Below are 13,006 nucleotides of genomic sequence, written 5' to 3' on the forward strand. Positions count from 1 at the left end.
GGTCAGGACGCGCGGCGCTGCTGACCGTCGTGGCTGATCTCGACGTCCCCGGTGTCGCCGAAGGTGAGGCGGCAGGTGTCGGCGCGGTACGTCGCGACGGACACCGCGGCGGTGCGTCCCCCGGAGAAGTACCGGGTGGTGACGACGAGGACGGGCGCGCCGGGCAGCCGGTCCAGTTCCCTGGCGTCGACGGCGCCCGCGGAGCCGAGCTCGACGGCGCGGTCCTGGCCCTCGAGGTCGAGGCGCTGCAGTTCGCGCAGGACGCTGCGGGCGAGGGCCGGGCCGGACGGCGCCTCGATGGCGGGGAGGTCCGGCACCGACGAGGACGGCACGTAGAGCAGTTCGGCGGCGACGGGCTGGCCGTGGTTCACCCTCAGGCGGCGCACGGTGTGCACCTCTTCGTCGGCCTCGGTGTCGAGCAGCCGGGCCACGGCCGCCGACGGCACGGCCACGGTGCACTCGGCCGCCTGCCAGGCGTCGTGTCCGGTGCCGGGCCAGTCCTGGCGCGAGGTGGTCACGTCGACGCCCACGCGCGGCGGGGCGACGGTCGTGCCGACACCGCGGCGGCGCTGGAGTCGGCCTTCGAGCTCGAGCTGCTCGAGCGCCTGCCTGAGGGTGGCGCGGGCGACGCCGAAGCGGGCGGCGAGGTCGCGTTCGTTCGGCAGGATCTCGCCGACGGTGAAGTCGGTGTCGAGTGCTTCGGCAAGCACGGTCTTCAGGTGCCAGTACTTGGGCTCCTGCACCGGTTCCAGCTGCGTGGTCCCCACCCTGATCCTCCGCAATCGCCGTGTCAGCGGCGGCTTTTCCGCGCCCTTGTTTATTAAAGGTTCCTGCACTATCCCTGCGACCATAGGACGGGCCTCCCCCTTGGTCAAGACCAATCCTGCGGCTGTCACGCTGCGCAGCGGAACGGATTCGCACAGCGTTCACGCGGCCTTCGTACTCAGTGCCGCCGGGCAGCACAAGACCCCGCGACCGGATAACGGCCACGGGGTCCGACGCGCGAAGAAGGGCTCTCAGTCCGAGTCGAGCCCGGAGAAGGCGGCGAGTTTGTCCGGGTTCCTGACGATGTAGACGCATTGGATGCGTCCGTCCAGCACCTCCATCTGCATGACGCTGTCCGGCTTGCCCCCGGAAAGGACGAGGATCGCGGGTGCCCCGTTCGCCTCGACGAAGCGGATCTCGGGGTCCGGAACCGGCTGTTGCGAGATCGCGACGAGGAAGCGTCCGACCTTGTCGGCGCTCTGCATGACGCGAAGGGGCGCCTTGGTCTTGCCGCCGCTGTCGCCGACCAGCCGTACGTCCGGGGCGAGGATGGAGAGCAGTCCCTCCAGATCGCCGCCCGAGGCGGCGGACAGGAACCGCTCCGTGAGGTCACGGCATTCGGCCGGATCCACGTCGTACCGGTGCTTGCGCTCCTCCACGTGCTTGCGCGCACGCCCGGCGAGTTGGCGTACGGCCGCCTCCGACTTCTCCAGGGTGGTGGCGATCTCGGTGTAGGGGAAGCCGAACGCCTCGCGGAGCACGAACACCGCGCGCTCCAGCGGCGAGAGGGACTCGAGGACCACGAGCACGGCGAGCGACACGGATTCGGCGAGCACCGCCCGTTCTGCCGTGTCGGGGACCGAGGGGCCGAAGTCGGTGACGATGGGCTCGGGCAGCCACGGCCCGACGTACGACTCGCGGCGGGACTTGACGTGCCGCAGCCGGTCGATCGCGAGGCGGGTGGTGATCCTGACAAGGTAGCCGCGAGGCTCCTTCACGTCGTCGCGCCGGTCGGACGACCAGCGCAGCCAGGCCTCCTGCACCACGTCCTCCGCGTCGGCGATGCGGCCGAGCATGCGGTAGGCCACGCCGGTCAGCACGGGCCGGTGTTCTTCGAAGAGGTCGGTCACGGTGTCTGTTGCCACCCGTCAATCCCAGCCGACGGCGGGCCCGCTGTCCAGCAGGTTCCTGTGCGGCGCGCGCTACATCGGTGAGCGGCGGACCGCTCCCGTGCCGACCCGCGGCTCGCGGCAGGACCCGGTCATGAGGCGGGGCGGCACCACCGATGCCCCCTCGACCCGAGACTGCCCCTTGAACTCCAAGCTACTGAGCGGTAATTGTTACTGACAGTCTGTCTATCCCAGCGCAGGGAGCGTGCAGTCATGGCCGCAGAGATCTCGTTCTCCGTCGAGACCGCCCGGGGCAGCCGCACGCTGTCCGTCACCTACGAGCGCAGGGGCACCGGCGAGCCGCTGCTGCTGCTCCACGGCATCGGTCACCACTGGCAGGCCTGGGAGCCGGTGATGGGGATACTCGCCGCCGACCGCGACGTGATCGCGGTCGACCTGCCGGGCTTCGGCGCCTCGCCCGCGCTGCCGGACGGCCTCCCCTACGACCTGGCGACGGTCTCGACGGTGCTCGGCGCGTTCTGCCGGGCGCTCGGTGTCGAGCGGCCCCACGTCGCCGGCAATTCCCTCGGAGGGCTGCTCGCCCTCGAGTTGGGCCGCGAGAAGCTGGTCCGCTCGGTGACCGCGCTCTCCCCGGCCGGGTTCTGGTCGGAGGCGGAGCGGCGTTACGCCTTCACCACCCTGCGGGCCATGCGGGTGGGTGCACGGTCCCTGCCGCTGCCGGTGATCGAGCGGCTTTCCCGGTCGGCGGTGGGGCGTACGGCACTGGTGAGCACCATCTACGCGCGGCCGGGCCGCCGTTCGCCCGAGGCCGCCGTCGCCGAGACGCGCGCCCTGCGCGGGGCCACCGGCTTCCACGAGACGCTCGCGGCCGGCGGCGGTGTGCTGTTCCGCGACGACATCCGCGACGTTCCCGTCACCATCGGCTGGGGCACCAAGGACCGGCTGCTGCTGCGCCGCCAGGGCGTGCGCGCCAAGTACGTGATCCCAGGTGCACGCCTCGTCAGGCTGCCCGGCTGCGGGCACGTCCCGATGAGCGACGATCCGGCGCTGGTGGCGCGGGTGCTGCTCGACGGCAGCGCCTGAATCCGCCTGGCGGCACCGGCCACCGGTACGCCGCATCCGCTCCCTGCGGCAGGCATTCTCGGCGACCAGAGCGGCGGCCGACAGCCGGCGGTGAACGGGCGCTCCCCGCGGCATGGAGAATGACCTTGCCCCGCGGCGGCACGAGACAGAGGCGGCCTGCGCGGGAGACGAGCGAACGACCCCGCTCGCCCGACGGCGGTGGGACGGAAACGGAGCCGTGATGGATCAGCAGCACTTCTCGGAGATCACCTCGTTCCTCGAGGACCGGCTCCGCCCCCTCTTCGACCCGGAGAACGGCAGTGACCACGGCTTCGGCATGGACGACACCTCGCGTGCCCTGCGTGCGCTGAGCGGTGCCGTCAAGAGTGCGGCGGCCGTGAAGGGCATCTGTGAGCAACGCGCCACGGCCGATGCGGAGTTGCGGCGCGTCATCGACCAGACGCTGGCGCACAACTGGGACCAGTTGGTGGGCCTCGCCCGGCACTGGGAGGACCACCCCGACTTCCGGCCCCTGTTCAAGCGCGGTTCCTGGGACTTCGAGCCCGAGCCGGCCACGGCGGGCGAGGGCCAGGACCGGGATCCGGCGCTGCGGGCCTGACCGGGCCCAGGCGGCTGCGAAGGGGGCACGGCACGCCGTTCACCCGGCGTTCGCCCAACGGACTCGGCCTGCCGCTAGGCATGGCTCGGCACACCGGCCGAACCGCCTGGAGGCACAGCAATGTCACAGACCCCGCAGAGTTCTCCCCCCGCCCGCCGCCGCGTCCTGCGCGGCGCGGTGGCCGCCTCCGCGGCGCTGGCGCTGCCCGCCGTGGGCGCGGCTCCGGCGCTGGCGCTGTCCGGACGGCCGCGCGCGGCCTGGGGCGTGCAGACCGGTGACGTCACGGCCACGTCCGGGCTGGTGTGGGTGCGTTCCGACCGGCCCGCGCGGATGATCGTGGAGACGTCCGCGACCGGATCGTTCCGGCGTGCCCGCAGGTGGCACGGACCGCTGCTCGGACCGGGGACGGACTTCACGGGGACGACGGCCTTGCGCGGCCTGCCCGCCGGCGAGCAGGTGCACTACCGGGTCACGCTCGCCGACCCGGACGACCACCGGCGCACCGGCGAGGCCGTGTACGGGACGTTCCGTACCGCGCCGGCGAACCGCCGGCGCGGCGTGCGGTTCCTGTGGTCGGGCGACATCGCCGGGCAGGGCTGGGGCATCAACCCCGACATCGGCGGCTACCGGGCGTACGAGGAGATGCGGCGTCTGGATCCGGACTTCTTCCTGTGCAGCGGGGACACCGTGTACGCGGACGGCCCGCTCGTACCGAGCGTGACCCTGCCGGACGGACGGTTGTGGCGCAACGTGGTCACGGAGGAGAAGTCGAAGGTCGCAGAGACGCTCGACGAGTACCGGGGCAACTTCCGTTACAACCTGCTCGACGAGAACGTCCGCCGGTTCAACGCCCAGGTGCCGACGATCGTGCAATGGGACGACCACGAGGTGCGCAACAACTGGTACCCGGGGCAGATCCTCGACGACGCCCGGTACACCGAGAAGGACGTGGACGTCCTCGCACGGCGTTCGATGCGGGCGTTCGCCGAGTACTTCCCCGTCAGCACGCTCTCCGCCACCGGGCACGGCGGCGAGGGCCGCGTCCACCGGGTGGTCCACCACGGTCCGCTGCTGGACGTGTTCGTGCTCGACATGCGCACCTACCGCGACGCCAACTCGCCGAACCGGCAGGCGGACGAGGGCGAGGGCATCCTCGGCGCCGGGCAGCTCGCGTGGCTGAAGCGGGAACTGGACCGGTCGAACGCGGTGTGGAAGGTGATCGCCGCCGACATGCCGCTCGGGCTCGTGGTGCCGGACGGCTCCACGAACTTCGAGGCCGTGGCGCAGGGCGACCCGGGCGCGCCGCTGGGGCGTGAGCTGCAGATCGCCGAACTGCTGCGGCACATCAAACACCGCCGGATCACGGGCACCGTGTGGCTGACCGCCGATGTGCACTACACGTCGGCCCAGCACTACGCGCCCGAGCGCGCGGCCTTCAAGGATTTCGCGCCGTTCTGGGAGTTCGTCTCGGGGCCGCTGGCCGCCGGCGGTTTTCCGGCGAACGCGCTGGACGGGACGTTCGGTCCCGAGCGGGTCTTCGTGCGGGCGCCGCGGCGGGCGAACGTGTCGCCGATGGAGTCTCCGCAGTATTTCGGGGAGGTCGACATCGACGGCGACAGCGGCGAGCTGACGGTGCGGCTGCGCGCGGAGGGCGGAACTGTGCTCTTCGCCACGACACTTCAGCCTGGGCGTGTCGGCCAGTGACGGGGGCCGGCGCGGGCCCGGCGGGCGCGCGCCGGAGCGGAAACCTGTACGTGTTGCCCCATGGAAGCGAACACCGCACGCCAGAATCGGCCAAAAGGGGCCGATAGCGCTCCAGATCGGCGCTTAACCCATCAGTCACAAAGCGTTCGTGATCACGCAACACCGGTCGGTCACAGTGAAGCCATGACAGATGTGACTTCCGCGAAGAGCGCCCGCCGTCCGCACCACTGGCGGCGGGACCTCGTCGAACTGGCCGCCATGTTCACCGCCGTCGCGGTCGCCGACACCATCGCCAAACTGATCGGGCACACTCCCGACGGGCCGTTCCTGCTCATCGCCTCCGCGGTGACGCTGGCCGCGACGGCCACGTTCCACACATGGTGGGCACGGCGCCACAGTCATGCGCCGCCTCCGGAGGCGGCGGCCGCCGAGGCCTCCGCCGCGTCCCCGGAGACAGCCGGGGAGCAGAGTCCCCGCGAGACCGCCCTGTGGCGGATGCGCACCACCGTCCAGGACACCCCCGGCAGTCTCGCCGCCCTGTGCAACGCCCTGGCCCGGCTCGACGTGGACATCCTGACGCTGCAGACCCATCCGCTGGCCGAGGGGACGGTCGACGAGTTCCTGCTGCGGGCGCCCGCGTCCCTCCAGGCACCGCAGCTCACCCGCGAGGTGGCCGCGGCCGGCGGCAGCGGCACCTGGACGGAGCGCGCCGACGCGCACGACCTCGTCGACACGCCCACCCGGGTGCTCGGCCTCGCCACCCGTACCGCCCTGGACGCCGCCGAACTGCCGCTGGCACTGAGGCAGTTGCTCGGCCGATGCACCATCCGCTCCCGCCCGGCCGTGTCCCCCACGGGCCGCCCCACCGGCGAGATGCCCCCGGTCGAGGGGGTCCTCGAGGACACGGTGATGCATCTGCGTGACCCGAACGGCGGCGCGATCATCGTCGAACGCGCCTATCTGCCCTTCACCCCGACCGAATTCGCCCGAGCCCGCGCACTCGTCGAGCTCGACGCGCGCCTCGGTCCCCGTATCCCCCGCAGCCAGGACATCCTCACGCTCCCCGAGGGCAACGAGATCTCCGTGCGCCGCGCCGACCTGGACGATGTGGACGCCGCTCTCGCCATGCACGCACGGTGCTCGGCCCGGACGCTCGAGATGCGCTACCACGGCCCCGTCCGGGACGCGGACCGCTACCTCAACCATCTGCTGAGTCCGCGTTTCGGCCGGACGCTGGCGGTGGAGACGGCGTCCGGCCGGCTCGTCGCCCTCGGCCACCTGCTGTGGGACGGCGACGAGACCGAGGTGGCGCTGCTCGTCGAGGACGACTGGCAGCGCCGCGGCATCGGCTCGCAGCTGCTGGAGCGTCTGGCCGGCATGGCGGCCGAGGCCGGATGCGACAGCGTGTACGCCGTCACCCGGTCGTCGAACACCGCGATGGTCGCCGCCATGCGCGGCCTCGGACTGCCGCTCGACTACCAGATCGAGGAGGGGACCTTGGTGGTCACCGCCCGACTGGCTGCGGCTCCCGGTCGTCGGCGCTCCCGTTACGAGCAGACGGAGCGGACGGAACGGACCGGGCAGGGCGAGCGCTGAGCGCCTCCGTCAGGTCCCGCCACAGGTCCTCGACGTCCTCGAGCCCGACCGACATCCTCAGCAGCCGGTCGCTGACGCCGGCCGAGCGCCGGTCGTCCACATCGACGATGCGGTGGCTGATGGAAGCCGGGTGCTGGATCAAGGTGTCGACGCTGCCGAGGCTCACCGCCGGCGTGATCAGCCGTACCCCGGCGATCACGTCGTGCGGGTTCCCGTAGACCTCGAAGGAGACCATCGCCCCGCCGATGCTCGGGTAGTGGACCCGGGCGACCCGCGGGTCGGTGGTGAGCCTGCGGGCGAGGTCGGCGGCCGTGGTGGACGCGGCCCGCACCCGCACCGGCAGCGTCGACAGCCCGCGCAGCAGCATGTATCCGGCCATCGGGTGCAGCACGCCGCCGGTCGCGAATCGGACCTGGCGCAGCTTGCAGGCGAGCTCCTCGTCGCAGGCGACCACACCGCCCATCACGTCGCCGTGGCCCCCGAGGTACTTGGTGGCGCTGTGCAGGACCAGCCGGGCGCCCTCTTCGGCGGGACGCTGGAGCACGGGGGTGGCAAAGGTGTTGTCGACGAGCAACGGCACCGAACCGCAGGCGTGCCGAACGGCCCGCAGGTCCACCTCGGCGAGCGTCGGGTTGGCCGGGGTCTCGACCATGACCAGTCCGGTGTCGGGCCGCAGGGCGTCGGCGATGCCGGCCGGGTCGGTCCAGGTGACCTCGGTGCCGAGAAGTCCGGCGTTCAGCAGATGGTCGCTGCAGCCGTACAACGGCCGGACGGCGACGACGTGGCGCAGGCCCATGCTCGCCCGCACCAGCAGCACGGCGGTCAGGGCCGCCATGCCGCTGGCGAACGCGACGGCGCTCTCCGTGCCCTCGAGCTTGGCGAGCGCCGTCTCGAACCGGGCGGTGGTGGGGTTGTCCAGCCGTGCGTAGACGGGCGGCCCCTCCGGCCGGGCTCCGGTCGTGGCGAACGCGTCGATCCGCGCGGCCTCGCCGGCGGCGTCGTACGACGGGTAGGTGGTCGACAGGTCGAGCGGCGGGGCGTGCAGTCCGAGCTCCGCGAGATCCTCGCGTCCGGCGTGCACGGCATCGGTGGCCAGGGCCCGGGTCACGGGCGCGGCCGAGGCTGCGTTCTCCATGGCGGCACTGTGAACAGTTACCGGGAGGTAGCGATTCTCCTCCGTGCTACGTTCGGCAAATGGCTGATTCCGTCGCACTGGACCCGATCGATCTCCAGATTCTCCGCCTGCTTCAGAACGACGCACGGACCACGTACCGGGACCTCGCGGCGGAGATCGGTGTGGCCGCCTCGACCTGCCTGGACCGGGTCACCAGACTGCGCCGCTCCGGCGTCATCCTCGGACACCGCCTCGCCCTCGACCCGGCACGGCTGGGCCGGGGGCTCCAGGCGCTGCTGTCGGTCCAGGTACGGCCGCACCGGCGCGAACTGATCGGTCCGTTCGTCGAACGCATCCGCGCACTTCCCGAGTCGCTGGCGCTGTTCCATCTCACCGGCCCCGACGACTACCTCGTCCACGTCGCGGTGACCGACATGGCGGACCTCCAGCGCCTGGTGATCGACGAGTTCACCTCGCAACGCGAGGTGGCCAGGGTCGAGACCCGTTTGATCTTCCAGCAGTGGGAGTGCGGGCCGCTGCTGCCCCCGGCGGCGTCCGCCGGCGGATGATCCACTTCTAGCCGGATGTCAGGTGCCCGGGAGCCAATGGTGGTGACGAGGGGCACGTCTTCGTACAAGGATGTGCCCCATGCCAGACACTTCCAGCAGCCCGCTGCCCCGTCAGGTCGCCGACGCTTACGTCGACGCACTCATCGAACTCGATCCGGCCCTCGGTACCTACCTGGGAATCAAGGAAAGTTCAGGGCTCCTCCCCGACTTCTCGCCCGCGGGGACCGAAGCGCTCGCCGATCTCGCCCGCGAGACCCTGGCCCGGCTCGACGACGCGGAGAAGCTGCCGGGCGCCGACAGTGACGTCGAGCGCCGCTGCGGGCGGCTGCTGCGCGAGCGCCTCACCGCCGAACTCGCCGTCCACGAGGCGGAGGAGAGCCTGCGCGCCGTCAGCAACATCCACTCCCCCGCCCACACGGTCCGCGAGACGTTCACCGTCACTCCGGCGGAGACCGAAGAGGACTGGGCGGCGATCGCCGAGCGGCTGCGCGCCGTCCCCCGGGCCCTGGAGGGCTACCGGGAGTCCCTCGCCCTCGGCCTCGAGAAGAAGCTCTACGGCGGCCCGCGGGCCACGGCCACCTTCATCGAGCAGCTGACGGAATGGAGCGGCGGCGGCACCGGCCGCGGCTGGTTCGAGGAGTTCGCGTCCGCCGGCCCCGCCGCACTCCGCGTCGAACTCGACGTCGCGGCCGGCGCGGCGACCCGGTCCGTGGCCGAGCTGCGTGACTGGATGCGCGACGTGTACGCCCCCGCCGTGGCGGACGCCCCGGACACCGTCGGCCGTGAGCGATACGCCCGCTGGTCGCGCTACTTCAACGGCACCGACCTCGACCTCGACGAGGCCTACGCGTACGGCTGGTCCGAATACCACCGGCTGCTCGGCGAGATGAAGAAGGAAGCGGAGAAGATCCTTCCCGGCGCGGGCCCCTGGGAGGCGCTGGCCCACCTCGATGTGCACGGCGAGCACATCGAGGGCGAGGAGGAGGTGCGGGTCTGGCTCCAGAAGCTGATGGACGAGGCGATCGAGGCGCTCGACGGCACCCACTTCGAACTCGCCGAGCGGGTGAGGAGGGTGGAGTCCCGTATCGCCCCGCCCGGAGGAGCCGCCGCGCCGTACTACACGGCACCGTCGGAGGACTTCTCCCGGCCGGGCCAGACCTGGCTGCCCACCATGGGAGCGACCCGGTTCCCCGTCTACGACCTGGTGTCGACCTGGTACCACGAAGGCGTCCCCGGCCACCACCTCCAGCTTGCCCAGTGGGCCCATGTCGCCGACCGGCTCTCCCGCTACCAGTCCTCCGTCGGACAGGTGAGCGCCAACGCCGAGGGCTGGGCGCTGTACGCGGAACGCCTGATGGACGAGCTGGGCTTCCTCAAGGACGCGGAGCGCCGCCTCGGCTACCTGGACGCCCAGATGATGCGGGCGTGCCGGGTCATCGTCGACATCGGCATGCACCTCGAGCTGGAGATCCCGGCCGACTCGCCGTTCCACCCGGGCGAGCGCTGGACTCCGGAGCTGGCGCAGGAGTTCTTCGGCATGCACAGCGGCCGGCCGGCGGACTTCGTGGAGAGCGAACTCACCCGCTACCTGTCGATGCCGGCCCAGGCCATCGGTTACAAGCTCGGCGAACGGGCCTGGCTGCTGGGCCGCGAGAACGCGCGCCGGGCGCACGGGGAGGCGTTCGACGCGAAGGCGTGGCACATGGCGGCGCTCTCGCAGGGGTCGCTGGGGCTGGACGACCTGGTGGAGGAGCTGTCCCGTCTGTGACGGTGGGGGCGGGGCGGGTCTGCCGCTGCGCGGCGCCTTTCCCACCCCGCCCCTTCCCGCTGCATCGATGTGCGGCTCCGCCGCGTGGGGCTCCGCCCGGACCCGTACCGCGCGTCGCGCGGTGTCCTCACACTCCCGTACGGCCCGGCGGCCGGGGGAGGTGCCCCCAGGCGGACTCGAGTTGGCGGGCAACTCAAGCCTCTCCGGTGATTGAGGCGCGGGGGTCCGGTGGGGGTCCCCCCAGGCCGCCAGGCGTAGGGGGCGGAGCCGCCGGTCACGTGTCAGCGGCGGAAGCCGCCCTCCGAGTCGATGACCTGCCCCGTGATCCACTCCGCCTCGTCCGTCGCCAGCCACGCGATCAGGCGGGCCGGATCGTCCGGCATGCCCCACCGGCCGGCCGGGAACATCGCCGCGACGGCCTCGTACGCCTCGCCGTCCAGGTAATCCGTGTCGACGGGGCCAGGATTGACACAGTTGACGGTCACGGCCAGGTCGGCGAGCGAGGTGGCCAAGGAGCGGGTAGCGGAGGCCAGCGCGCCCTTCGCGAGGGCGTAGGCGATCTCGCCGGGCATGCCACCCGCGATGTCCTGGCCCGAGGTCATCATCAGGATCCGGCCGCCCGGCGTCCGCGCGGGCAGCCTGGCACGCAACCGCGCGTATGCCTGGACCAGCAGGATCACGGAGCGGGCGTCGACCGCCCAGTGCGCGTCGAGCATGGCGGCGTCGATCCCGTCCAGCGGACCGTCGAAGCCGCTCAGGGCGTGGTTGGCGACGAGGATGTCGAGACGGCCGCCGAGCGCGTGGGCGGCCGTGGCCATCAGCGCGGCGGGGGCGTCGGCGTCGGACAGGTCGGCGGGACCGTGGCAGACGAGCGCCTCGGGGTCCCCGAGGGCTTCACGCACGCCCGCGGCGACCGCTTCGGGCCCGCCGGGCTCCGCGCCCCACGGCTGGGCGGTGTCGTGCGGAACGTGGTGGTGGAGGTAGACGCTCGCGCCGTACGCGGCGAGGCGCCGGGCGACCGCGTAGCCGATCCCGCCCGTGCGGCCGGCCCCGGTGACCAGGGCGGTGCGGCCGCGCAGCGGGAGGAGGTCGCGGCGCAGCAACTCGGCGGAAGGATGCGGCATCCTGGGCATGACCATGCATCATGATCGATGCGCCGGGTGTTGTCATGCGGTTTCCGGCACCGGCGCTCTGGGCGAATTCGGTACCGCGGCGCAGTCCCCGTACGGCACCCTTCGGAGCATGCGCACTCTCTTCCTCTCCCCCCGGATCACCGCCACGGGCAAGGCACTTGCTGCTGCCGCTGTCCGGCGGGGCATGCGTACGAGGACGCTGCACGACTGGCGCGTGCCGGAGGAGTTCCGGGACGTGCCGGGCGGCTCCCTCTACGCCGGGCCGCTGTTCGCGGACGCGGTGGCCGGCGAGCTCGGACTCGGCCTGTTGGAGGCGCCGCAGGCGTGGCTGGCCGCACTTCCCCGCGAACTGACTGCTCGGCAGATCGAGTTGACGACGGTCGCGGAGGCCCGGGCGCTGCGCAGGCCGGCGTTCGTCAAACCGCCCAACGACAAGAGCTTCCCTGCCAGGGTGTACCCGGACGGCAGCGGGCTGCCCGGACCGGACGCCGTCGACGACGACACTCAGGTGCTGGTCAGCGACATCGTGACGTTCACGGCCGAGTACCGGCTGTTCCTGCTCGACGGCGCGGTGGTGACGGGCAGCCGGTATGCCGTGCGCGGCGAGCTGGACGTCGCTCCGCTGGAGAGGGACCCGTGCCGGGAGCAGGTCCTCGCCTTCGCCGCCCGGCTGGACCCTGCCGGCCTGCCGAGCGCGATCGTGGTCGACGTGGGGTCGGTCGACGGCGGCTGGGCCGTCGTCGAGGCCAACGCCGCCTGGGCGAGCGGCCATTACGCGTGCGACGAGGACGCCGTCCTCGATGTCGTCCTGCGGGCGGCCCGGCCGCGCGGACAGGTCCTGGCGAGGGATGCCGGGTTCCTGCGGCACTCCCCCTCCGTCGTGCGCCGGTGAGCGGTTGACGACGGGATCCTCGGTCGGTGGTGGCCTTTTGCCCCGCCCGCGAGTCCGACCCGAGGCCGGCGGTTGCCTGTGAGCCGGCGGCGGGGTGCGCGGCCCCGGGTCCGGTTCAGCAGCCGCAGTCCTCCGCGCCGACGGGTGCGGTCAGCGGGTCGGCTTCGCGGACGGTACGGCCCTCCCAGGTCTCGTACTCGAAGCCCTCCCTGGCCCAGTACTCGAAGCCGCCGAGCATCTCCTTGACCTGGAAGCCCAGTCGGGCGAGGGCGAGTGCCGCGCGGGTGGCTCCGTTGCAGCCGGGGCCCCAGCAGTAGGTGACGACCGGCACGGACCTGTCGAGGAGTTGCCCGGCCTGCTCCGGGATGAGGGCGGTCGGCAGGTGCACCGCGCCCGGAACGTGTCCCTGGTCCCAGGCCTCGGTGGAGCGGGAGTCCAGGACCACGAATCCGGGGTCACCGCCGGCCGAGAGCGCGGCCGCGACGTCGGAGACATCGGCGTGGAAGGCCAGGCTCGCGCCGAAGTAGGCCGCCGCGGCGGCCGGGTCGGCGGGCGGCACCCGAAGGACGGGGTTGGCCGGCCGCGTCACGGGGGTGTTGCTCTGCGTCGTGGTCATGTCCAGAAATCTACGGTCGGTGATCGTCTCCAGGAAGT

At 72.1% G+C, this 13,006-nt stretch carries 12 protein-coding genes; 7 read left to right on the plus strand and 5 right to left on the minus strand.

The annotated features are described in order from the left end of the window. Positions 1-2: 2 nt before the first annotated feature. Positions 3-767 (minus strand): GntR family transcriptional regulator, encoded by a 765-nt coding sequence (locus ACIPJI_RS27565; RefSeq protein ID WP_307710272.1) that lies wholly within the window; start codon positions 765-767, stop codon positions 3-5. Positions 768-1,016: 249 nt separating this feature from the next. Continuing rightward, complete coding sequence (locus ACIPJI_RS27570) at positions 1,017-1,910, minus strand: RNA polymerase sigma-70 factor (protein ID WP_356620323.1); 894 nt, start codon at positions 1,908-1,910, stop codon at positions 1,017-1,019. A 237-nt stretch (positions 1,911-2,147) separates the two neighbouring features. Between ACIPJI_RS27570 and ACIPJI_RS27575 the strand changes: the two genes are divergently transcribed. The 4 genes from ACIPJI_RS27575 (at position 2,148) to ACIPJI_RS27590 (ending at position 6,876) form a co-directional block, all read left to right on the plus strand. Further along, a complete protein-coding gene (locus tag ACIPJI_RS27575; protein ID WP_307705191.1) occupies positions 2,148-2,978 on the plus strand; it encodes an alpha/beta fold hydrolase in 831 nt (276 codons plus the stop codon). 220 nt (positions 2,979-3,198) lie between these two features. Then, entirely contained in the window at positions 3,199-3,576 is a 378-nt protein-coding gene (locus ACIPJI_RS27580) for a hypothetical protein (protein WP_402249475.1), read from the plus strand. 120 nt (positions 3,577-3,696) lie between these two features. Continuing rightward, positions 3,697-5,280: an alkaline phosphatase D family protein gene (locus ACIPJI_RS27585; RefSeq protein ID WP_402249477.1), complete on the plus strand. Its 1,584-nt coding sequence runs from the start codon at positions 3,697-3,699 to the stop codon at positions 5,278-5,280. 183 nt (positions 5,281-5,463) lie between these two features. Continuing rightward, a complete protein-coding gene (locus tag ACIPJI_RS27590) occupies positions 5,464-6,876 on the plus strand; it encodes a GNAT family N-acetyltransferase (protein ID WP_356620318.1) in 1,413 nt (470 codons plus the stop codon). Here the strand turns inward: ACIPJI_RS27590 and ACIPJI_RS27595 are convergent. Then, positions 6,785-8,011 (minus strand): PLP-dependent transferase, encoded by a 1,227-nt coding sequence (locus ACIPJI_RS27595; protein WP_356620316.1) that lies wholly within the window; start codon positions 8,009-8,011, stop codon positions 6,785-6,787. The two genes, ACIPJI_RS27590 and ACIPJI_RS27595, sit on opposite strands and share 92 nt — an antisense overlap. Before the next feature lie 59 nt (positions 8,012-8,070). Between ACIPJI_RS27595 and ACIPJI_RS27600 the strand changes: the two genes are divergently transcribed. Further along, positions 8,071-8,559, plus strand: a complete 489-nt coding sequence (locus tag ACIPJI_RS27600) for an Lrp/AsnC family transcriptional regulator (protein ID WP_307705196.1) — start codon at positions 8,071-8,073, stop codon at positions 8,557-8,559. A 79-nt stretch (positions 8,560-8,638) separates the two neighbouring features. Then, positions 8,639-10,327 carry a DUF885 domain-containing protein gene (locus tag ACIPJI_RS27605; RefSeq protein ID WP_356620313.1) on the plus strand — a complete coding sequence of 563 codons (1,689 nt, stop codon included), beginning with the start codon at positions 8,639-8,641 and terminating at the stop codon, positions 10,325-10,327. Positions 10,328-10,608: 281 nt separating this feature from the next. On the opposite strand, the gene ACIPJI_RS27610 is transcribed toward ACIPJI_RS27605, so the two are convergent. Then, positions 10,609-11,460 carry an SDR family oxidoreductase gene (locus ACIPJI_RS27610; protein WP_402249480.1) on the minus strand — a complete coding sequence of 284 codons (852 nt, stop codon included), beginning with the start codon at positions 11,458-11,460 and terminating at the stop codon, positions 10,609-10,611. 109 nt (positions 11,461-11,569) lie between these two features. Between ACIPJI_RS27610 and ACIPJI_RS27615 the strand changes: the two genes are divergently transcribed. Continuing rightward, on the plus strand, positions 11,570-12,352 hold the full coding sequence (locus ACIPJI_RS27615) for an ATP-grasp domain-containing protein (RefSeq protein WP_402249482.1): 783 nt from the start codon (positions 11,570-11,572) through the stop codon (positions 12,350-12,352). A 115-nt stretch (positions 12,353-12,467) separates the two neighbouring features. Here ACIPJI_RS27615 and ACIPJI_RS27620 read toward each other — a convergent pair whose 3' ends face one another. Then, positions 12,468-12,968 carry a rhodanese-like domain-containing protein gene (locus tag ACIPJI_RS27620; protein ID WP_356620307.1) on the minus strand — a complete coding sequence of 167 codons (501 nt, stop codon included), beginning with the start codon at positions 12,966-12,968 and terminating at the stop codon, positions 12,468-12,470. Positions 12,969-13,006 lie beyond the last annotated feature (38 nt).

The sequence above is a fragment of the Streptomyces sp. NPDC086835 genome (genome assembly GCF_044745705.1).
Taxonomy (GTDB): Bacteria; Actinomycetota; Actinomycetes; order Streptomycetales; family Streptomycetaceae; genus Streptomyces.

Excerpts from the sequence above, each read along its gene's own strand:
- ACIPJI_RS27605 (WP_356620313.1), top strand. The coding sequence starts at position 8,639 with ATGCCAGACACTTCCAGCAGCCCGCTGCCCCGTCAGGTCGCCGACGCT.
- ACIPJI_RS27610 (WP_402249480.1), bottom strand. The coding sequence starts at position 11,460 with ATGCCCAGGATGCCGCATCCTTCCGCCGAGTTGCTGCGCCGCGACCTC.
- ACIPJI_RS27600 (WP_307705196.1), top strand. The coding sequence starts at position 8,071 with ATGGCTGATTCCGTCGCACTGGACCCGATCGATCTCCAGATTCTCCGC.
- ACIPJI_RS27575 (WP_307705191.1), top strand. The coding sequence starts at position 2,148 with ATGGCCGCAGAGATCTCGTTCTCCGTCGAGACCGCCCGGGGCAGCCGC.
- ACIPJI_RS27585 (WP_402249477.1), top strand. The coding sequence starts at position 3,697 with ATGTCACAGACCCCGCAGAGTTCTCCCCCCGCCCGCCGCCGCGTCCTG.
- ACIPJI_RS27620 (WP_356620307.1), bottom strand. The coding sequence starts at position 12,968 with ATGACCACGACGCAGAGCAACACCCCCGTGACGCGGCCGGCCAACCCC.
- ACIPJI_RS27580 (WP_402249475.1), top strand. The coding sequence starts at position 3,199 with ATGGATCAGCAGCACTTCTCGGAGATCACCTCGTTCCTCGAGGACCGG.
- ACIPJI_RS27590 (WP_356620318.1), top strand. The coding sequence starts at position 5,464 with ATGACAGATGTGACTTCCGCGAAGAGCGCCCGCCGTCCGCACCACTGG.
- ACIPJI_RS27615 (WP_402249482.1), top strand. The coding sequence starts at position 11,570 with ATGCGCACTCTCTTCCTCTCCCCCCGGATCACCGCCACGGGCAAGGCA.
- ACIPJI_RS27595 (WP_356620316.1), bottom strand. The coding sequence starts at position 8,011 with ATGGAGAACGCAGCCTCGGCCGCGCCCGTGACCCGGGCCCTGGCCACC.